We start from the raw sequence: 22,919 nt of genomic DNA, 5'->3' as shown, positions 1-22,919 counted from the left end.
TCTTCGTTCGATACGCTGCGGCTGCGCACGATGTAGTCGCGGAAGGGAATCGCCGGCGGCAGCACCGCCGCCGCGTCGTCCAGCAGGGCGCGGATCTCGCCGATGATGTAGCCCAGCGCGACGTGGTCGGACACCATGTGCTGGTTGACGATCGCGACCAGCCATTCGCCGCTCGCGCTGTCTTCGCTCATCCAGCCCGCCAGCAGCGGAGCGCGCGTGACGTCCAGGCGCAGGTGGCGCGGGTCGGTGCGGCGCATCAGTTCGCCCAATGCGTCGGCTTGCGCCGGCAGCTCCTGCACCGGCATGCGTGCCTGCCGGCAGACGACCTGCAGCGGCTGCGCCAGGCCGTCCCAGAGCACGGCGCTGCGCAGGATGTCGTGGCGGTCGATCACCTGCTGCAGCGCGGCCAGGAAGCGGTCGAGCAGGCTGCGGCTCTCGAAAGCCAGCACGGTGCGCGACAGGTAGGGATCGCCTTCCTGTTCCAGCAGGTAGTGGAACAGGATGCCTTCCTGCAGGGGCGCGAGCGGGTAGATGTCCTGGATGTTGGCGCAGCCGCCCTCGATGCCGGCTGCAACGATATCGATGTCGGCCTGGCTCAGCGAGATCAGGGGCAGCATGCCTGGGGTGATGGCGGTGGCGCCGGCCGGGATCAGGTTCGGCGGCGCGCTGTCCGCGGCCTGGCTGTCGAGCGGCGCCACGGCCGCGGCCAGCGCGGCGAGCGTCGGCGTCACGAACACCTGGCGCACTTCGAGCGACAGCGCCTGGCGGCGCAGGCGCTGGACGAATTCGATCACCAGCAGCGAATGGCCGCCCAGTTCGAAGAAGTGGTCATTGCGGCCGACCTGGCTGACCTTCAGCAGGTCTTGCCAGATTCCCGCGACGGCGCTTTCGACTTCGCCGACGGGCGCTTCGTACGGACGGCTGGCCATGGCCGGGGCGTTCGGCAGCGGCAGGGCATTGCGGTCGACCTTGCCGTTGGCGGTCAGCGGGAAGGCGTCCAGCGCGACGAAGGCGCTTGGGAGCATGTATTCGGCCAGGTGCACGGCCAGTTCGGTGCGTAGTTCGGCGGCGCCTGGTGGGGTACCGGTCAGGTAGGCGACCAGGCGTTTTTCGCCTTCGCCGTCGGCGCGGGCCAGCACCAGCGCTTCCTTCACGCCGGGGATGGCGGCCAGGCGTGCTTCGATTTCGCCCAGTTCGATGCGGAAACCGCGGATCTTGACCTGGAAGTCGTTGCGGCCCAGGTAGTCGATCTCGCCGTTCGCGAGCCAGCGCGCCAGGTCGCCGGTCTTGTACAGCTTTCCTTCACCGAAGGGATTCGTGACAAAGCGCTCGGCCGTCAATTCTTCGCGATTTAAATAGCCGCGGGCGACGCCGTCACCGCCGACATACAGCTCGCCGGCCACGCCGACCGGGACCGGCTGCATGGCGGCATCCAGGATGTAGACCTGGCTGCCGGCGACCGGGCGGCCGATCGGCAGGACGCCGCTCGCCACCGTCGCGTCGCTCACTTCGTGGGTGACCGTGAAGGCGACGGTTTCGGTCGGACCATAGGTATGCACGAGATGGCGCGGGCGCGCCTTGGTCCAGACCGAGGCGATGGTCGACAGGTCGCTGCGGTCGCCGCCGAACAGCAGGTAGTTCAGGCCAGGCCAGGCGTCCAGCATCAGGTCCGCATATTGGCGGAACAGGCCGGCGGTGAGCTGCACGATGGTCGCGTGCTCGCGGCGCAGCAGGGCGCTGAAAGCGGTTGGCTCCAGCAGGGTCGCCTGGTCGACGACCAGCAGTTGCGCGCCATTCATCAGCGCACCCCAGATTTCCCAGGTCGAAGCGTCGAAGGCCGGGTTGGCGCAATAGGCCATGCAGTCGTCGTCGCCGATGCGCACGCAGTCCTGGTCGAGGACCAGTTGCAGCACGTTGCGGTGGCTGACCAGTACGCCCTTCGGCTGGCCGGTCGAACCGGAGGTGTAGATCACGTAAGCCAGGTCAGTGGCACCCACCTCTGGCAGGGCGACTTGCGGCGCTGCTTCGGCCACTTCGTCGAGGCGCAGCAGCGGCACGCCAGCGTCGAAGCGGTCCGCATGGGCGCTGTCGGCCAGCAGCATGGCGGGACCTGCGTCGGCCAGCATGAAGGCCAGGCGCTCGCTTGGCTGACCCGCGTCCAGCGGCAGGTAGGCCGCGCCGGCTTTCAAAATGGCGAGCAGGCCGGTAATCAGGTGCACGCCGCGATCGGCGCAGACGGCGACCAGGTTGCCTGGCTGTACGCCGCCGGCGACCAGATGGCGCGCCAGCGCGTCGGCGCGCTCGTCCAGCTGCGCATAGCTCAGGCGCTCGGCGCCGGAAATGACCGCGATGGCGCTAGGCCTGCGTGCGGCTTGCGCTGCGAAGCGGCCGTGGATGGTGTCCTTGCGCGGATAGGCGCGGGCGCCCGGGTTGAAGCACCGCGTGACCAGCTCGCGCTCATCGTCGACCAGCAGCTCCAGGCGGGCGACCGGTTGGGCGTCGTCGGCCACCATGCCGCGCAGGAGCGACTCGAAGCGGCGCAGCAAGCGCGCCATGGTCGCTGCGTCGTACAGGGCGGTGGCATAAGTCAGGCTGCCGGCCAGTTCTGCGCCGGCGTCGATCACGGTCAGGGATGTATCGAAATGGCTGGCGTCGTTGTCCTGTTCCAGGCCGGTCATGTTCAAACCCGGCAGCTCGAGGCGACGGTTGGCGGAGCTGCTGTCGACCGTCAGCATGGTCTGGAACAGCGGGCTGTGGGCCAGGCTGCGCTGCGGGCGCACGGCTTCGACGATCTGCTCGAACGGGATGTCCTGGTGGGCGTAGGCATCCAGCGTGTCCTGCCTGACCTGGGCCAGCAGCGCAGCCACGCTTGGCGCGCCATCGGTGGACACGCGCAGCGGCAGGGTGTTGACGAAGAAGCCGATCAGGCCTTCGAGCTCGCGGCGCTGGCGGTTGGCCACCGGGGTGCCGATGACGATGTCCTGCTGGCCGCTCATGCGGCTCATCAGGATGCCCCAGCCGGCGAGCAGGGTCATGAACAGGGTCGCGCCATGGCGCTGGCCCAGCTGGCGCAAGCCCGCCGACAGCGTCGCGTCGAAGGAGAAGGCGATGCTGGCGCCCTGGTGGCTTTGCACGGCAGGGCGTGCGCGGTCGGCCGGCAGTGCCAGCAGTTCGGGTGCGCCGGCCAGGCGGCCTTTCCAGTAGCCGGCCTGCTGGGCCAGGGATTCGCCCTGCAGCCAGCTGCGCTGCCAGGCGGCGTAGTCGGCGTACTGGATCGCCAGTGGGGCCAGCGGGTCTGGCTGGCCCTGGCTGAAGGCGCCGTACAGGGCGCTGACTTCACGTACCAGCACGCCGATCGACCAGCCGTCCGAGATGATGTGATGCTGGTTGACCAGCAGGACGTGCTGCTCGGGCGCGAGCTTGATCAGCTGGCCGCGGACCAGCGGACCCTGGGCCAGGTCGAAGGGCTGGCCGAAGAAGGCGTCGATGGCCGTGTCCAGCCCCTTCGGCGCGCTTGAAAGGTCGAGCATCTCGAGCGCAAAACCGGTGTCCGGTGCGGCGATCCGCTGCACCGCCGTATCGCCATGCATGACGAAGGTGGTGCGCAGGTTCTCGTGGCGGGCCACGATGCGGTCGAGGGTGGCGCGCAGGGCGTTCACGTCCAGGCTGCCGTCCAGGCGCAGCCCGAGCGGCATGCGGTAGGCGTCGCCGGCGGAGGCGTCGAGCCGGTCGAGGAACCACAGGCGCTGCTGGGCCAGGGACAGCGGCAGCGGCAGCATGCGGTCGGCGCGGTCGATCGCACCCAGGGTCGACTGGCGTGCCTCGGCCAGGGTGGCGGCGAAACCGGCGAGATCGGGATGGGCGAACAGGGACCGCAGCGGCACGTCGATGCCGAAGGCATCGCGCAGGCGCGACATCAGTTGCACGGCCAGCAGCGAATGGCCGCCCAGCTCGAAGAAGTGGTCGTTACGGCCGACCTGGCTCACCTTCAACAGGTCCTGCCAGATTCCCGCCACGGCGCTTTCGACTTCGCCGACAGGCGCTTCGAAAGGACGGCTGGCCATTGCAGGGGCGTCCGGCAGCGGCAGGGCATTGCGGTCGACCTTGCCGTTCGCGGTGAGCGGGAAGGCGTCCAGGCTGACGAAAGCGGCGGGCAGCATGTACTCGGCCAGGTGCACCGCCAGTTCGGTGCGTAGTTCGGCGGCGCCAGGTGGCGTACCGGTCAGGTAGGCGACCAGGCGTTTTTCGCCTTCGCCGTCGGCGCGGGCCAGCACCAGCGCGTCCTTCACGCCGGGGATGGCGGCCAGGCGTGCTTCGATTTCGCCCAGTTCGATGCGGAAACCGCGGATCTTGACCTGGAAGTCGTTGCGGCCCAGGTAGTCGATCTCGCCGTTCGCGAGCCAGCGCGCCAGGTCGCCGGTCTTGTACAGCTTTCCTTCACCGAAGGGATTCGTGACAAAGCGCTCGGCCGTCAATTCTTCGCGATCTAAATAGCCGCGGGCGACACCGTCACCGCCGACATACAGCTCGCCGGCCACGCCGACCGGGACCGGCTGCATGGCGGCATCCAGGATGTAGACCTGGCTGCCGGCGACCGGGCGGCCGATCGGCAGGACGCCGCTCGCCACCGTCACGTCGCTCACTTCATGGGTCACGGTGAAGGCGACGGTTTCGGTCGGGCCATAGGTATGAACCAGGTGGCGCGGGCGCGCCCTGGTCCAGACCGAGGCGATGGTCGACAGGTCGCTGCGGTCGCCGCCGAACAGCAGGTAGTTCAGGCCGGGCCAGGCGTCAAGCATCAGGTCCGCATATTGGCGGAACAGGCCGGCGGTGAGCTGGACGATGGTCGCGTGCTCGCGGCGCAGCAGGGCGCTGAAGGCGGTTGGCTCCAGCAGGGTGGCCTGGTCGACCACCAGCAGTTGCGCGCCATTCATCAGCGCACCCCAGATTTCCCAGGTCGAAGCGTCGAAGGCCGGGTTGGCGCAATAGGCCATGCAGTCGTCGTCGCCGATGCGCACGCAGTCCTGGTCGAGGACCAGTTGCAGCACGTTGCGGTGGCTGACCAGTACGCCCTTCGGCTGACCGGTCGAGCCGGAAGTGTAGATCACGTAGGCGAGATCGGTCGCCGCCACCTCTGGCAAGACGACTTGCGGCGCTGCGTCGGCCACGTCGTCGAGGAGCAGCAGCGGCACGCCAGCGTCGAAGCGGTCCGCATGGGCACTGTCGGCGAGCAGCATGGCGGGACCTGCGTCGGCCAGCAAGAAGGCCAGGCGCTCGCTCGGCTGGCTGGCGTCCAGCGGCAGGTAGGCCGCGCCGGCTTTCAAAATGGCGAGCAGGCCGGTAATCAGGTGCACGCCGCGATCGGCGCAGACGGCGACCAGGTTGCCTGGCTGTACGCCGCCGGCGACCAGATGGCGCGCCAGCGCGTCGGCGCGCTCGTCCAGCTGCGCATAGCTCAGGCGCTCGGCGCCGGAAATGACCGCGATGGCGCCAGGCCTGCGTGCGGCTTGCGCTGCGAAGCGGCCGTGGATGGTGTCCTTGCGCGGATAGGCGCGGGCGCCCGGGTTGAAGCCACGCGTGACCAGTTCGCGTTCGTCGTCGACCAGCAGCTCCAGGCGGGCGACCGGTTGGGCGTCGTCGGCCACCATGCCGCGCAGGAGCGACTCGAAGCGGCGCAGCAAGCGCGCCATGGTCGCTGCGTCGTACAGGGCGGTGGAATAAGTCAGGCTGCCGGCCAGTTCTGCGCCGGCGTCGATCACGGTCAAGGATGTATCGAAATGGCTGGCGTCGTTGTCCTGTTCCAGGCCGGTCATGTTCAAACCCGGCAGCTCCAGGCGGCGGTTGGCGGAGCTGCTGTCGACCGTCAGCATGGTCTGGAACAGCGGGCTGTGGGCCAGGCTGCGCTGCGGGCGCACGGCTTCGACGATCTGCTCGAACGGGATGTCCTGGTGGGTGTAGGCATCCAGGGTGTCCTGCCTGACCTGGGCCAGCAGCGCAGCCACGCTTGGCGCGCCCTCGGTGGAGACGCGCAGCGGCAGGGTGTTGACGAAGAAGCCGATCAGGCCTTCGAGTTCGCGGCGCTGGCGGTTGGCCACCGGGGTGCCGATGACGATGTCCTGCTGGCCGCTCATGCGGCTCATCAGGATGCCCCAGCCGGCGAGCAGGGTCATGAACAGGGTCGCGCCATGGCGCTGGCCCAGCTGGCGCAAGCCCGCCGACAGCGTCGCGTCGAAGGTGAAGGCGATGCTGGCGCCCTGGTGGCTTTGCACGGCAGGGCGTGCGCGGTCGGCCGGCAGCGCCAGCAGTTCCGGTGCGCCCGCCAGGCGCTGCTTCCAGTAGCCGGCCTGCTGGGTCAAGACTTCGCCCTGCAGCCAGGCGCGCTGCCAGGCGGCGTAGTCGGCATACTGGATCGCCAGCGACGCCAGCGGGTCTGGCTGGCCCTGGCTGAAGGCGCCGTACAGGGCGCTGACTTCACGTACCAGCACGCCGATCGACCAGCCATCCGAGATGATGTGATGCTGGTTGATCAGGAGGACGTGCTGCTCCGGCGCGATGCGCAGCAGCTGGCCGCGCACCAGCGGACCCTGGGCCAGGTCGAAGCTCTGGGCGAAGAAGGCGGCGCTTGCCGCCTCAACCTCGCCGGCGGCGCACGCCAGCTCATTCAGGGCGAAGCCGGTGTCGGCTGCCAGGATGCGCTGGACCGGTTCGCCCTGGTGCATGACGAAGCTGGTGCGCAGGTTCTCGTGGCGCGCCACGATGCGGTCGAGGGTCGCGCGCAGGGCATTCACGTCGAGCGCGCCGTCCAGGCGCAGCGCGGCCGGCATGTGGTAGGCGCCGCCCGCGGCGGCGTCCAGCCGGTCGAGGAACCACAGGCGCTGCTGGGCCCAGGACAGCGGCAGCGGTGCATCGCGGTCGGCCAAGCCGATCGCCGGCTGTTCAACCAGTTCGCGCATCGCGGCGCCGCGTTCCTGCAGGCGCTTGAGTTTGACGGCACGTTTCAGCGCTTCGAGTCGGTCCAGCCCATTCATCTCTTGCATTTATTTTTCCTCGGACAAAATCGTCAGTAATTCAGCTTCGGTGAGCTGGTCAAGCTCTAGTTCCAGGTTGTCGATGTCGTCTTCGCCATACAGCGCGAGCTGCAGGCTGGCGACGGCATCGGCGAGTTCGCGCAGGCTCGGCTGGGCGAACAGGGTTTTGAGCGGCAGCTCCACCCCGAACTGCTCGCGGACCCGCACGATCAGCTGCACCGCGAGCAGCGAGTGGCCGCCCAGCGCAAAGAAGTGGTCTTCGCGCCCGACCCGCGGAAGGTCGAGCAGTGCTTGCCAGATGGCGGCGAGCGCCTGTTCGACCGGACCGACCGGAGCCTCGAATGCCACCGCCGCCGTCGGCGCCGCAGTGCAGGCGGCGAGTGCGTTGCGATCGAGTTTCCGGTTCGGAGTCAGCGGCAAGGCCTCCAGCACCACGTAGGCACTCGGCAGCATGTAATCGGCCAGGTCCCTGGCCAGCTGCGCGCGCAGTTCGGCAGCCTGCGGCGGGGTGCCGGTCAGGTAGGCGACCAGGCGGGTACCGCCGCTCGCGTCGTCGCGCGCCAGCACCACTGCTTCATTCACGCCCTCGCACTGCAGCAGGCGCGCTTCGATCTCGCCCAGCTCGATGCGGAAACCGCGGATCTTGACCTGGAAGTCGTTGCGGCCCAGGTACTGGATATGGCCGTCCGCCAGGCGCCGCCCCAGGTCGCCCGTCTTGTAGAGGCGGCCCGCGCCGAAAGGATTGGCGACGAAGCGCTCGCTGGAGAGTTCCGGGCGGTTCAGGTAGCCGCGCGCCACGCCCGCGCCGCCGATATAGAGCTCGCCCGTGACGCCTTGCGGCACCGGTTGCATGTGGCGGTCGAGCAGGTAGACCTCTACGTTCGGCAACGGCCGGCCCAGGTCCTGCGGCAGCTTGGCCTGGTCCAGGCGCACGCAGGTCGCGTCGACGGTGCACTCGGTTGGGCCGTAGACGTTGTAGACGGCTAGCCGAGGCGCCGCGCGCAGCGCCTGCCAGCTGGCCGCGTCGATGGCGTCGCCGCCGACCTGAACGCTGCGGTGGCGACCATCGGTCATGGTCGCCAGGCCGGCGTCGAGCATCATCTTGAGCTGGGCCGGGGTGCAGTCGAAAGCATCGATGCGCTGCTGCTCCAGGAAAGCGAGCATCGCCGGACCGTCGGCGCGCAGGTCTTGCGGCACCAGCACCAGGCAGTGGCCCGACAGGAGCTGCAGGATCGATTTCAACGAAGCGTCGAACGAGATCGAGGCATTCAGCGCGACGCGGGCGGCCGGTGGGCATTCCGAGAAGGCGCTATCCGCCAATGCATGCCACAGGTTGGCCAGGCCGCGGTGCTCGATCATGACGCCCTTGGGGCGGCCGGTGGAACCGGAGGTATAGATCACATAGGCCAGGTGACCCGCGTGCAGGCCGTCGAGCTCGGGATTGGAATCCGGCTGCGCGGCCAGGCCTGCGTCATCCAGTAGCAGCAGCGGCGCGGCGGCCGGCGGCAGCAGGGCTGCCACTTCCCGTTCCGCGAGTACCACGCCAGGGGCGCAGTCGGCCAGCATGAAGGCCAGGCGCTCGGCCGGATAGCTTGGGTCGACCGGCACATAGGCGGCGCCGGCTTTCAGGATGCCGAGCAGGCCGACCATCATGGCGATGCCGCGCCCGGCGCACAGGGCCACGCGCTCGTCCGGACGCACGCCCAGTGCCAGCAGGCGGTGCGCGACCCGGTTGGCGCGGCGGTTCAACTCCGCGAAATCGAGCTCCTCGCCCTGGTAGGCGAGCGCCGGCGCGTTTGGCGTGCGCGCCACCTGGTCTTCGAACAGGCGGTGGACCAGCGCGTCGCTCGGGTAAGGGCGGGCGGTGTCGTTCAGGGCGCGCAGCAGTTCCGCTTCGGCGGCGGGCAGGGTACGCAGCGACGCCAGCGCCGTCTCCGGCCGCATCAGCAGGGCTTCGGCAAGGCTCGCGATGGCATGTTCCAGGTAGGCGGCAATCCTGGACGAGGGCACGACGGCGCTGCGCAGCGCGATGGCGAAACGGTCGCCGAAATCGTCGACCCCGGCGCGCAGCGGATAGTTGCTGCGTTCTTCGCCGGCCAGCGGCTCCATGCCTTCCCAGGCGGCGTCGTCGCTGCTATGGCGGTAATTCAGCAGCGCGGTGAACAGCGGCATTCCGGCCGCGATCCCGCTGCACTGCTGCGCCAGGGTCAGCGTCGCCTGCTCGTGCTCGAGCAGTTCGTTCATGCGGCGCTGGGTCTCGGCGACTGCCGCGGCGACCGAGCGGCCGGCGGTATCGACGCGCAGCGGCAAGGTGTTGATGAACATGCCGACCGCGTTGCCGATGCCCGCCGCGTCGCGCATCCGTCCGGCCAGCACGGTGCCGAACACCACTTCGTCGCGGCCGACGCACTGGGCCAGGACCTGGGCCCAGGCAAGGTGGAACAGGGTGGCCGGCGTGACGTGGTGGCGGCGCGCGGCGGCGCGGATAGAGGCTGCCAGGGACGCGTCGAGCGTGACTTCGGTCTCCGAGACGGCCGCGCCCGTGCCCTGGGTGTCGAGCAGGCCGAATGGGGCCGTCGGCTCGGACACGTCGCCCAGCTCGCGCCGGAAATACGCCTGGTGCTGCTCGCGGGTGACGGTGCGGCTGGCCGCGATGTAGTCGCGGAACGGCACCGGCGGCGGCAGCAGGGCGGCGTCGCCGCGCAGGATCGTGCCGATTTCGCCCAGCACGGTTTCGAGCGCGACGTGGTCCAGCGCCATGTGCTGGCTGAGCGTGGCCAGCAGCCATGCATCGCTGTCGTTTTCCTGCATGGCGAAGGCGGCCAGCAGCGGCGCGCGCTGGACGTCCAGGCGCAGTTCGCGCGGATCGGTGTGGCGTTCGAGCTGCGCCAGTGCGTCGGTGTGCGGCTGCGCCAGCAGTTCGTGCACCGGCAGGCGCGCCGCGCGGCACACGACCTGCACCGGCTGCGGCAAGCCGTCCCAGAACATCGCGCTGCGCAGGATGTCATGGCGGTCGATCACCTGCTGCATCGCGTCCAGGAAGCGGTCCAGCCGCTTGCGGGTATCGAAACGGACGATCCAGCGGGTCAGGTAGAGGTCGCCTTCTTTTTCGAGCAGGTAGTGGAACAGGATCCCTTCCTGCAGCGGCGCGAGCGGATAGATGTCCTGGATATTCGCGACGCCGCCGGGGACGCGCGCGGCCAGCGAATCGATCTGCGCCTGGTCCAGCGCGACCAGCGGCAGCATGGCCGGCGTGATGCCGGTGCAGCCGGCCGGGATCAGGTTCGGCGTGGCGGCAAAGGCCGGCGCGAAGTCCGGGCCCTGGGCCATGCGCGCCAGTTCGCTGACGCTCGGCGAGGCAAAGGCCTGCCTGACCTCGAGCACCATGCCGCGCGCACGCAGTTGCTGGACCATGTCGATCACCAGCAGCGAATGGCCTCCCAGTTCGAAGAAGTTGTCGTGCCGGCCGACGCGCTCGACCTGCAGCAGGTCCTGCCAGAGCGTGGCGATCGCGATTTCCGCCTCGCCTTCGGGCGGCGCATACGGCCGGGTGGCCAGGGCCAGGGTATCGGGCGCGGGCAGGGCGTTACGGTCGAGTTTCCCGTTGGCGGTGAGCGGCAGCGCGTCGAGCACCACGAAAGCACTTGGGAGCATGTAGTCGGCCAGGTGCTGCGCGAGCTGCGCGCGCAGTTCGCCGGCGCTCGGGGGAGTACCGGTCAGGTAGGCCACCAGGCGCTTGTCGCCGTTCGCGTCCTCGCGCGCCAGCACCGCCGCCTCGCGCACGCCCGGGCATTGCAGCAGGCGGGCTTCGATTTCGCCCATTTCGATGCGGAAGCCGCGGATCTTGACCTGGAAGTCGTTGCGGCCCAGGTATTCGAATTCGCCGCCGGCAAGTCGGCGCGCCAGGTCACCGGTGCGGTACAGGCGCATGCCGGCCACCCAGGGGTTGGCCACGAAGCGGGCCGCGTCCAGCTCCGGCCGGTTCAGGTAGCCGCGCGCCACACCGGCCCCGCCTACGTACAGCTCCCCGGTGACGCCGATCGGCACCGGCTGCATGTGGGCGTCGAACAGGTAGAGCTGCAGGTCCGGCAGCGCCGCGCCGATCAGGCTGCCGCTGCTGCCTTCGATGTCGGCGCGGGCCAGTGGACGGTAAGTGGCGTGCACCGTCGTTTCGGTGATGCCGTACATGTTGACGAGGCGGGTGCGCAGCGGATCGTTGCGCTCGATCCAGGGACGCAGGGTCGGCAGCTCGAGCGCTTCGCCGCCGAAGATCACGGTGCGCAGGCTATGCTGGCCCGCATACTGGGCGGCGATCAGCTGGCGGAAGGCCGACGGGGTCTGGTTCAGCACCGTGACGCCCTCGCGGCACAGGAGGGTATAGAACTCGTGGGGCGCGCGCGCCACCGCGGACGGCACCACCACCAGGCGCCCGCCGTAGCACAGCGCGCCCCAGATTTCCCAGACCGAGAAGTCGAAGGCGAACGAGTGGAACAGGGTCCACACGTCCTGCGGGCCGAAGCCGAACCAGGCGTCGGTGCTGGCGAACAGGCGTGCCATATTCCCATGCTCGACCATCACGCCCTTCGGCTGGCCGGTCGAACCCGAGGTGTAGATCACATAGGCCAGGTGCTGCGGACCGAGTCCCAGCAGCGCCGGGTCGGGATTGGTGCAGGCATGCGCCGACAGGTCTTCGTAATCAAACAGCACGGTATCCAGGCCGGCGACGGCGACGCGCCCGGCCAGCGCCTGCTCGACCAGCAGCGCGCGCGGCGCACAGTCGGCCAGCGTAAAGGCCAGCCGATCTTCCGGATAGCCGGGGTCGAGCGGCACGTAGGCGGCGCCGGCCTTGAGGATGCCGAGCAGGCCGACCACCATGGCGATGCCGCGCTCGGCGCAGAGGGCGATGCGGTCATCCGGCCGCACGCCGAGCGCCAGCAGCCGATGGGCCAGGCGGTTGGCGCGCCGGTTCAGTTCCGCATAGCTCAGTTGCGCGTCCTCGAAGCGCAGGGCGACAGCGTCCGGCCGCGCCGCGGCCTGGGCCTCGAACAGCTGGTGCACGAGGACCTGCTTGCCCTCACCCTGCGCGAGCGGGGCCGGGCCGGCGGTCAAGTGCGCACGCTGCTCGTTCGACAACAGGTTCAGGCGGCTGACCGGCTGCGCGGCGTCGGCCACCATCGCCTGCAGCACGGCTTCGAAGTGGCCCGCCAGGCGCTCCATCGTCGCGCGCTCGAACAGGGCGGTCGCGTACACGAAGCGCGCCTGCAGTCCATCCGGGTGGTCGTCGAACACCACCGACAGGTCGAACTGGGCGGCCGCATCGAGCCGGGCTTCTTCCTGCAGGCTCAGGCCGGGCAGGGACATGCGCTTGTCCGCCGGCGCGTTGTCGAGCGCCAGCATGGTCTGGAACAGCGGGCTGTAGGCCAGGCTGCGCGGCGGGTTCACCGCCTCGACCACCTGCTCGAACGGGATGTCCTGATGGGCATAGGCGTCCACGGTGTCGCGCCTGACCTGGGCCAGCAGCGCCGCCACGCTTGGCGCGCCGGCGGTGGACACGCGCAGCGCAAGCGTATTGACGAAGAAGCCGGTCAAGGCTTCGAGCTCGCCGCGCTGGCGGTTCGCCACCGGGGTGCCGATGACGACATCGTCCTGGCCGCTCATGCGGCTCATCAGGATGCCCCAGCCGGCGAGCAGGGTCATGAACAGGGTGGCGCCATGGCGCTGGCCGAGCCGGCGCAAGGCCTCCGACAGGCCGGCATCGAACGTGGAGACGATGCTGTCCCCAAGGTGGCTCTGCACCGCCGGACGCGGATGATCGAGCGGAAGGGCCAGCAGTTCCGGCGCACCGGCCAGGCGCTCCTTCCAGTAAGCGGCCTGGCGCGTCAAGGCCTCGCCCTGCAGCCAGGCGCGCTGCCAGGCGGCGTAGTCGGCGTACTGGATCGCCAGCGGCGGCAGCGGGTCGGGCCGGCCCTGGCTGAAGGCCGCGTACAGCGCGCCCACTTCGCCCACCAGCACGCCGACCGACCAGCCATCCGAGATGATGTGGTGCTGGTTGATCAGGAGGACGTGCTGGTCCGGAGCGATGCGCAGCAGCTGGCCGCGGATCAGCGGACCCTGGGCCAGGTCGAAGGGCTGGCCAAAGAAGCCGGCGCTCGCCGCTTCTACCTGCCCGGAGGCGCACGCCAGCTCGCTCAGGACGAAGCCGCAGTCCGCCGGGGCGATGCGCTGGACCGGCTGGCCCTCGTGCATCACGAAGCTGGTGCGCAGGTTCTCGTGGCGCGCCACGATGCGCGCGAGCGTGGCGCGCAGCGCGCCGACGTCGAGCTCCCCGGTCATGCGGATTGCCGCCGGCATGTGGTAGGCGGCGCCTGCCTCGCCCATCTGGTCGATGAACCACAGGCGCTGCTGGCCAAGCGACAGCTGCAGCGGCGCCTTGCGGTCGGCGATATCGATGGCGCCCAGCGTCGACTGCTGCGCCTCGGCCATGCGGGCGGAGAAGGCGGCCAGCTCGGGATGGGCGAACAGTGTCCGCACCGGCACGTCCACGCCGAAGGCATCGCGCAGGCGCGAGATCAGCTGCACGGCCAGCAGCGAGTGCCCGCCCAGCTCGAAGAACTGGTCGTGGCGGCCGACGCGCTCGAGCTTGAGCAGATCTTGCCAGATCGCGGCCACCGCGATCTCGGTGTCGCCTTGCGGTTCGGTGTAGGGGCGGGTCGCCAGCGCGCTCATGTCGGGCGCCGGCAGGGCGTTGCGGTCGATCTTCCCGTTTGCGGTGAGCGGGAACGCGTCGAGCGCCACGAAGGCGGCGGGCAGCATGTAGTCTGCCAGGTGTTCGGCCAGCAGCGCGCGCAGCTCGGCGGCGCCAGGCGCGGTGCCGGTCAGGTAGGCGACCAGGCGCTTGTTGCCGGCATCGTCCTCGCGCGCCAGCACCACGGCTTCGCGCACGCCTTCGATCTGCATCAGGTGCGCTTCGATTTCGCCCAGCTCGATCCGGAAACCGCGGATCTTGACCTGCAAGTCCTTGCGGCCGAGGTATTCGATGCTGCCATCCATGCGCCAGCGGCCCAGGTCACCGGTCTTGTACAGCCGGCCCGCGCCGAAGGGATTCGGCACGAAGCGCTCGGCGGTCAGCTCGGGGCGGTTCAGGTAGCCGCGCGCCACGCCGGCGCCGCCGATGTGGATCTCGCCGCCCACGCCCGGCGGCACCGGGACCATCTGGGCATCCAGCACATACATCTGGGTGTTGCCGACCGGGCGGCCGATCGGCACGGTCGGGAGAACCTCGGGACCGACCCGCTGGATGCTGACTTCGACCGTGCATTCGGTCGGGCCGTAGCAGTTGAAGAAAGTTGCGCGTGCGCCCCAGTGGGCGGCCAGCGCGGGCTGGAGTGCTTCGCCGCCGACGATCAGGGTGATTGGCCCGAGGTCGGCGTCCAGCGGCAGCGCCGCCAAAGCGGCCGGCGCCATGGCCAGGTGGGTGATGCCGTGCGCCGCCAGGATGCCGAGCAGGGGGGCGCCCGGCATCATCGCGGCGCGGCTTGCCAGCACCAGGCGTGCGCCCGTGCTCAGGGCCATCATGATTTCCCAGACGCTGGCGTCGAAGCTGAACGAGGCGAATTGCAGCAGGCGGCTGTCCGGCTGCACGCCGTACGGACCCATTTCGGCGAGCATCAGGTTCGCCAGGCCCGCGTGGTGGTTCATCGTCCCCTTCGGCAGGCCGGTCGAGCCGGAGGTATAGATGACATAGGCCAGGTGCTGGGCCGTCAGCCCGAGCGCGAGCGGGTCCGGATTGGCGTCGCCGGCCGGGTCGCCGTTCGCGATCGCCTCTTCCAGCAGCAGCATCGGCACCTCGGTCTGCGGCAGGACCTCGTGCACGCCGGCGCCGGCCAGCACGGCGATCGGCGCACTGTCGGACAGGATGTAGGCCAGGCGCTGGGCCGGATAAGCCGGGTCGAGCGGCACATAGGCTGCGCCGGCCTTGAGCACGGCCAGCACGCCGATTACCATCGGCAAGCCGGGATCGGTACAGATGGCGATGCGGCGGTCCGGGCCGGCCCCCATCGCGATCAGGCGGTGCGCGAGACGGTTGGCATGCACGTTCAGTTCGGCATAGCTGAGCTGCTCGGCGCCACACACCAGCGCCACCGCATCGGGCCGGCGCGCCACCCAGTCCTCGAACAGGCTGTGCGCGGGCCGCTCATACGAATACGGGCGGGCGGTATCGTTGAAGACGCGCGTGACCAGTTCGCGCTCGCCGTCGACCAGCAGCTCGAGGCTGGTGATCGCCTGCTTGTCGTCCGCGGCCATGCCGCGCAGGATCGACTCGAAACGGCGCAGCAGGCGGTGCATGCTCGCTTCGTCGAACAGCGCGCTGGCATAGGTGAACGTGCCGGTCAGTTCGGCGCCATGGTCGGTGAGGGACAGCGCGGTCTCGAAGTCGGTGCTGGCGGAGTCGATGCCGATGCGCGACAGGGTCAAGCCGGGCAGGGCGAGCGCGTCGCCATCCGGCGTATTGTTCAGCGCCAGCATGGTCTGGAGCAGCGGGCTGTGGGCCAGGCTGCGCTGCGGGCTGACCGTTTCGACGACCTGCTCGAACGGGATGTCCTGGTGGGCCCAGGCATCGAGCGTATCCTGGCGCACCTGGGCCAGCATGGCGGCCACGCTCGGTGCGCCGGCCGTGGACACGCGCAGCGCCAGCGTATTGACGAAGAAGCCGATCAGGCCTTCGACCTCGCGCCGCTGGCGATTCGCCACCGGGGTGCCGATGACGACGTCGTCCTGGCCGCTCATGCGGCTCATCAGGATGCCCCAGCCGGCGAGCAGGGTCATGAACAGGGTCGCGCCATGGCGCTGGCCGAGTTCGCGCAAGGCGCTGGAGAGGCCGGCGTCGATGGTGAAGTCGACGCTGGCGCCCAGGTGGCTTTGCACGGCCGGACGCGGGTAATCGAGCGGGAGGGCCAGCAGTTCGGGTGCACCGGCCAGGCGCCGCTTCCAGTAGCCGGCCTGCCGGCCCAGGGCCTCGCCCTGCAGCCAGGCGCGCTGCCAGGCCGCGTAGTCGGCGTACTGGATCGCCAGCGGGGCCAGGGGATCCGGGCGGCCCTGGCTGAAGGCGCCATACAGGGCGCTGACTTCACGCAGCAGCACGCCGATCGACCAGCCATCGGAAATGATGTGGTGCTGGTTGACCACCAGGACATGCTCTTCGTGCGCGAGCTTGACCAGCAGGCCGCGGATCAGCGGGCCGCGCGCCAGGTCGAGCGGCGTGCGCAGGAAGTCCTGCATTGCCGCGTCGAGGGTCTGCGGTGCGTCGGACAGGTCGTCCAGTTCGAGCGCGAAGCCGGTGTCGGGCGCCGCGATGCGCTGCACCGCCGTGTCGCCCTCCATGACGAAGGCGGTGCGCAGGTTTTCGTGGCGCGCGACGATGCGGTCGAGCGTGGCGCGCAGGGCGTTCACGTCGAGTTTGCCCTCCAGGCGCAGCGCGGCCGGGATGTGATAGGTGGCGCTGGCGGTGGACTCGAACTGGTCGAGGACCCACAGGCGCTGCTGGGCCATCGACAGGGGCAGCGCCGCACTGCGGTCGGCCGGTTCGAGCGCGCCGAGGGTCGACACCGAGGCATCAAGCAGGGCGGCGGCGAAAGCTGCCAGCACGGGCTGGGCGAACAGGGCGCGCAGCGGAACGTCGATGCCGAAGGTATCGCGCAGGCGCGACATCAGCTGCACGGCCAGCAGCGAGTGCCCGCCTAGTTCAAAGAAGTGGTCGTGGCGTCCGACCCGGTCGAGCTTGAGCAGTTCCTGCCAGATCGCGGCAACGGCGCGCTCGGCTTCGCCCTGCGGCTCGGCGAATGCACGGGTGGCCAGCGCTTCGATGCCCGGTTGCGGCAGGGCGGCGCGGTCGATCTTGCCGTTGGCCGTGAGCGGGAAGGCGTCCAGGGTCACGAAAGCGGCGGGCAGCATGTACTCGGCCAGGTGGGCGGCCAGCAGCGCGCGCAGTTCGGCCGCACTTGGCGGCGTGCCGGTCAGGTAGGCCACCAGGCGCTTGTCGCCGTCAAGGTCGGCCGTGGCCAGCACCAGCGCTTCCTTCACGCCGGGCACTGCAGCCAGGCGCGCCTCGATCTCTCCCAGCTCGATGCGGAAACCGCGGATCTTGACCTGGAAATCGTTGCGGCCCAGGTAGTCGATATTGCCGTCGGCCAGCCAGCGGCCCAGGTCACCCGTCTTGTACAGGCTGCCTTCGCCGAAGGGATTCGCGATGAAGCGCTCCCTGGTTAATTCAGGGCGGTTCAAATAGCCGCGCGCGACGCCGTCGCCGCCGATATAGAGTTCGCCGGTGACGCCGAGCGGCACCGGCTGCAGGGCGCCATCGAGCAGGTAGACCTGGGTGTTGGCGATCGGGCGGCCGATCGGGATACTGCGCGCGTCCGGCGCGACTGCCGCGATCGGGCAGGTGACGGCGAAGGTGGTGCTCTCGGTCGGGCCGTAGCCGTTGACGATGCGCGCCGGGCTAGTTCCCTCCAGCGCGCGCGCGACGATGGCCGGGTCGAGCGCGTCGCCGCCGATCATCAGGGTGCGCAGGCGCGCAAAGGCCGGGCGCAGCGCCTCGCAATAGGCGTTGAACAGGCCCACCGTCAGCCACATTGCGCTGACCTGGCCGTCGAGCAGCACGCGGTTCAGGCGCGCCGGGTCCATCAGTTCTTCCTGGCTGACCAGGAGCACGCGCGCGCCATTCAGCAGCGGCGCCCACAGTTCCCAGGTGCTGGCGTCGAAGGCCGGGCTGGCGCAATGGGCGACGCAGTCGCCCAGGTCGGCGTAGTCGTTGTTGATCACGAGGCGCAGCACGCTGCGGTGCTCGATCATCACGCCCTTGGGCTGGCCCGAGGAGCCCGAGGTGTAGATCACATAGGCGAGCTTGCGCCCGTTCAGGCCCGGAAGCTGCGGGTTGGCGTCGGAATAAGCGGCGTAGAAGGCCCCGTCGTCCAGCGGCAGCAGGGTCGCGCCGTCGGCCAGCCCGGCTTCGACCAGGGAGGCGGCCGGGGCGCAGTCGGCGCGCATCCAGGCCAGGCGTTCCTCGGGATAGCCGGGGTCGAGCGGCACATAGGCGGCGCCGGCCTTGAGGATGCCGAGCAGGCCGGCGACCATCGCCGGGCTGCGTTCGGCGCAGATGGTGACGCGCTGTTCTGGTTGCACGCCGGCGGCGAGCAGGGCGTGGGCGACGCGGTTGGCGCGGCCATTGAGCTGGGCATAGGTCAGCTGTTCGCCGCCCCAGGCCAGGGCCACGGCGTCCGGCTGGCGCGCGGCCTGCTGCTCGAACAGGGTGTGTACCAGCGCATCGCGCGGATACGGGCGGGGGGCGCCCTGCGCCAGCGCCAGCAGGCGCTCGCGCTCGGCCGCGCTCACCAGCGGCAGTGCGTGCACGGCCTGGTGCTCGTCGGCCACCATGGCGCGCAGGACCGTCTCGAAGCTGCTCAGCAGGCGCTGCATCGTGGCTGCGTCGAACAGGTCGCTGGCGTAGGTCAGGGTGCCAAGAATGCGCTCGTCGCGCAGCTGGAGCGACAGCGCGGTATCGAAATAGCTGGCCGCGCCTTCCTGCTCGACGCGGGTGACGTTCAACCCATCCAGGCGCAGGCCGTCGTCGAGCATCGTGTTGTTCAGCGCCAGCATGGTCTGGAACAGCGGGCTGTAGGCCAGGCTGCGCTGCGGGCTGAGGGTTTCGACGATGTGCTCGAACGGGACGTCCTGGTGGGCGTAGGCGTCGAGGGTGTCCTGCCTGACCTGGGCCAGCAGCTCCGCGACGCTGGCCTGGCCGGCGGGCGCCACGCGCAGGGGCAGCGTATTGACGAAGAAGCCGGTCAGCACTTCGAGCTCGCGCCGCTGGCGGTTGGCGACCGGCGTGCCGATGACGACATCAGCCTGGCCGCTCATGCGGCTCATCAGGATGCCCCAGCCGGCCAGCAGGGTCATGAACAGGGTTGCGCCATGGCGCTGGCCGAGCCGGCGCAAGCCCCCGGACACATCGGTGTCGAGACTGAAGGCGATGCTCGCGCCACGATGGCTTTGCGCGGCCGGACGCGGGCGGTCCGTCGGCAGGGCCAGCAATTCCGGCGCCCCGGCCAGGCGCGCTTTCCAGTAAGCGGCTTGCTGCTGCAAAGCCTCGCCCTGCAGCCAGCTGCGCTGCCAGGCTGCGTAGTCGGCGTACTGGACCGCCAGCGGCGCCAGCGGGTCGGACTGGCCCTGGCTGAAGGCCGCGTACAGCGCGCCGACTTCGCGCACCAGCACGCCGATCGACCAGCCGTCGGAAATGATGTGGTGCTGGTCGATCAGGAGCACATGCCGGCCGGGCGCGATGCGCAGGAGCTGACCGCGCACCAGCGGGCCCTGGGCCAGGTCGCAGGCCTGCGCGAAGAAGGCGGCGCCGGCCGCCTCGACCTGGTCTTCCGTGCAGGCCAGCTCGCCCAGCGCGAAGCCGCAGTCCGCGGGCGCGATCTGCTGGACCGGCTGGCCCTCGTGCATGACGAAGCTGGTGCGCAGGTTCTCGTGGCGCGCGACGATGCGGTCCAGGGCTGCGCGCAAGGCGTGCACGTCGAGCGCGCCCTCCAGGCGCAGCGCGGCCGGCATGCGGTAGGCGCGGCCGGCGGCGGCGTCGAGCCGGTCGAGGAACCACAGGCGCTGCTGGGCCCAGGACAGCTGCAGCGGCGCGCTCCGGTCGGCCGGCGTGATCGCGCCCAGGGTCGCATGGCGCGCGTCGGCCAGCAGGGCGGCGAAGCCGGCCAGCTCCGGATGGGCGAACAGGCTGCGCAGGGCGACCTCGATCTTGAGTGCCTCGCGCAGGCGCGAGACCAGCTGCACGGCCAGCAGCGAATGGCCGCCCAGCTCGAAGAAATCGTCATGGCGGCCGACCCGTTCCAGGCCAAGCAACTCTGCCCAGATCGCGGCGACCGCGCATTCCAGCTCGCCTTCGGGCGCGGCGTAGGCGCGCGCGGCCAGGGCCAGCGCGTCCGGCGCCGGCAGCGCGTTGCGGTCGAGCTTTCCGTTCGGGTTCAGGGGCATCGCGTCCAGCACCACGTAGGCGCTCGGCAGCATGTAGTCGGCCAGGGATGCGGCCAGCAGCGCGCGCAGCGCGGCCGGCGCAGGCGGGGCGCCGGTCAGGTAAGCCACCAGGCGGGTGTGGCCGGCGGCGTCCGTGCGTGCCAGCACCACCGCTTCGTCCACGCCGGGGCAGGCCAGCAGGCGCGCCTCGATCTCGCCCAGCTCGATGCGCAGGCCGCGCACCTTGACCTGGAAGTCGTTGCGGCCGAGGTATTCGATCTCGCCGTTGTCGAGCCAGCGGCCCAGGTCGCCGGTCTTGTACAGCTTGCCGGGACAGAAGGGATTCGGCACGAAGCGCTCGGCCGTCAGTTCGGGGCGGTGCAGGTAGCCGCGCGCCACGCCGATCCCGCCGATATGCAGTTCGCCGGCCACGCCCAGCGGCACCGGCGCCATGTGGGCGTCGAGCACGTACATCTGGAGGTTGGCGATCGGGCGGCCGATCGATGCGATGCCGGCGCCGGCGCCGGCGCCGGCGTGGGCCGCCGCTTGCCAGGCGGTGACGTGGACCGCCGCCTCGGTCGGGCCGTACAGGTCGTGCAGCTCGATCGCCGGATAGCGGCGGCGGAACTGCGCGCGCAGCGTCGCCGGCAGCGCCTCGCCGCTGCACAGCACGCGGCGCACGTGCGGCAGCTCGGGCGAGGGCGACTGCTGCAGGAAGGCCTGCAGCATCGAGGGCACGAAGTGGACGGTGGTGATCGCCTCCTGATTGATGACCTCGGCCAGGTAGGCCGGGTCCTGATGGCCGCCCGGGCGGGCAATCACCAGCTCGGCGCCGGACAGCAGCGGCAGGAAGAACTCCCAGACCGAGACGTCGAAGCCGAAGGGCGTCTTTTGCAGCAGGCGTTCGCCCGGCCCCACGCCATAGGCCTCGATGCCCCAGCGCAGGCTGTTGACGATGCCGTCGTGCTGGTTCATCACGCCTTTCGGCTGGCCGGTCGAGCCGGAGGTGTAGATCACATAGGCCAGGTGCGTCGGCGCCAGGCCCAGCGCCGCGGCGTCGGGATTGGTGTCGGGCTGGCTCGCCGTTTCCGCGTGCGCCAGCCCCAGCGTGGGCAGGCCGGGGGTAGCGAATTGTCCGCGCAGCGCGTCCTCGACCAGCAGCGCGCGCGGCGCGCAGTCGGCCAGCATCGTGGCCAGGCGTTCGGCCGGGTAGCCGGGGTCGAGCGGGACCCAGGCGGCGCCGGCCTTCAGGATGCCCAGCAGGCCGACCACCATTTCCAGGCCGCGCTCGGCGCAGATGGCGACCCGGTCGTCGGGCTGCACGCCCAGTGCGAGCAGCCGGTGCGCCAGCTGGTTGGCGCGCCGGTTCAGTTCCGCATAGCTCAGTTGCGCGTGCTCGAAGCGCAGGGCGACGGCGTCCGGATGCGCCGCGGCCTGGGCCTCGAACAACTGGTGCACCAGGGCCGGCGCGCCGTAGTCGCGTTCGGTAGCATTGAAGCCGGCCGTCAGCAGCGCGTGCTCGGCGTTCGACAGCAGGTCGAGGCGGCCGACCGGCTGCGCGTCGTCGGCCACCAGGGCCTCGAGCACGGCCTGGAAGTGGCCCAGCATGCGCTCGACCGTGGTGTCCTCGAACAGGGCGGCGTCGTAGCGCAGGTCGCAGCGGATGCCGTCGTCGAATTCGATGGCTTCGAGCGCCAGGTCGAGCGCGGCGCCGCCGCTGCGGCTGCCGGCGTGGCGCGCCAGCGTGATGCCGCCCCACGGCACTTCCTTGTTCGCCGTGCCGTCGAGCAGCACGGACAGGTCGGCCGCATGCCTGGCCTTCTGCAGGTTGAACATGGTCTGGAATACTGGATGCCCGGCGCCCTTGGCGGCCGGCGCGAACTTCTCGGCCACCAGGTGGAAAGGCAGGTCCTGGTAGCGCAGCGCGCGCAGCGCCGTGTGGCGCACCCGCTTGATCGTCTCGGCCAGGGTCTCGCCGGCGCCGAAGCGGTGGCGGATCGCGACCGGGTTGACGAAGTCGCCCACCACCGCATGCCAGCGGCGGTCGGTGCGGCCCGGCATCGGCGAGCCGACCACGATGTCGTCCTGGCCGGTGTAGCGCTGCAGCAGGATCATGTAGGCCGCGAGCAGCGTGCCGTAGACGCTGGCGCCGTGGCGCCGTGCGAGCGCGCGCAATTGTTCGGTCAGCGCCGGCGGCAGGGCGAGGCTGCGCGCGGCGTGCCGTGGCTGCAGGTCCGGGCGATGCGGGCGGTCGAACGGCAGTTGCAGCAAGGGCAGGGCGGCGCCCAGTTCGGCTTCCCAGTGGCGCCAGTGGCGGGCGGCGCCGCCTTCGGCCAGCCAGGCGCGCTGCCAGGCGACGTAGTCGGCGTACTGCACCGTTGGAGCCGGCACCTCGATGCCCTGCAGGGCGGCGCCCATTTCGTCGAGCAGCTGCCAGGCCGACCAGCCATCGACGGCGATATGGTCGAACACGATGGCCATGACCACGTCGCCGCCGGCGTTGCGGTACAGGTGGGCGCGCACCAGCGGCGAGCCGTCCAGGGCGAAAGGCTGGGCGACCTGTTCCTGCAGGCGCGCGTCGAGGGCGGCCCCCGCGTCTTCGAGCGTGACTGCGACGCGGGCCCCGGTGCCGGCAGTCTGCACCGGTTCGCCGTCGACTTCGGCCAGGCGCATGCGCAGCATCGGATGCCGGTCCACCAGTCCTTGCAGCGCCGCGGCGAAGGCGTCCGCATCTAGGCGGCCCGCCACACGGGCGCAGAATACGTTGTTATGACTTCCCTGGCTTTCCGCGTCGAGCCGGTACAGGAACCAGCGGCTGCGCTGGGACGCGGACATCGGCAACCATGCTTCGGAATTGGCTTGTGGGGTCAT

General features: G+C 70.1%; 2 protein-coding genes (1 of these 2 only partly in view). Both read right to left on the bottom strand.

Features of this window, described 5'->3' with window-relative positions:
* A protein-coding gene (locus tag AC56LR_RS06090) for a non-ribosomal peptide synthase/polyketide synthase (RefSeq protein ID WP_497128593.1) crosses the window boundary here: on the bottom strand, positions 1–7,037 show its start. The gene continues 12,112 nt to the left of window position 1, outside the view; the window shows 7,037 of its 19,149 coding nt (coding positions 1–7,037); the start codon lies at positions 7,035–7,037; its stop codon lies beyond the left edge, outside the window.
* Positions 7,038–22,919, bottom strand: a complete 15,882-nt coding sequence (locus tag AC56LR_RS06085; protein ID WP_497128590.1) for a non-ribosomal peptide synthetase — start codon at positions 22,917–22,919, stop codon at positions 7,038–7,040.

The organism is Telluria sp. ZT3P39 (assembly GCF_059685935.1).
The sequence above is the reverse complement of the archived record's forward strand: the minus strand, read 5'-3'. Positions and strand labels throughout refer to the sequence as shown.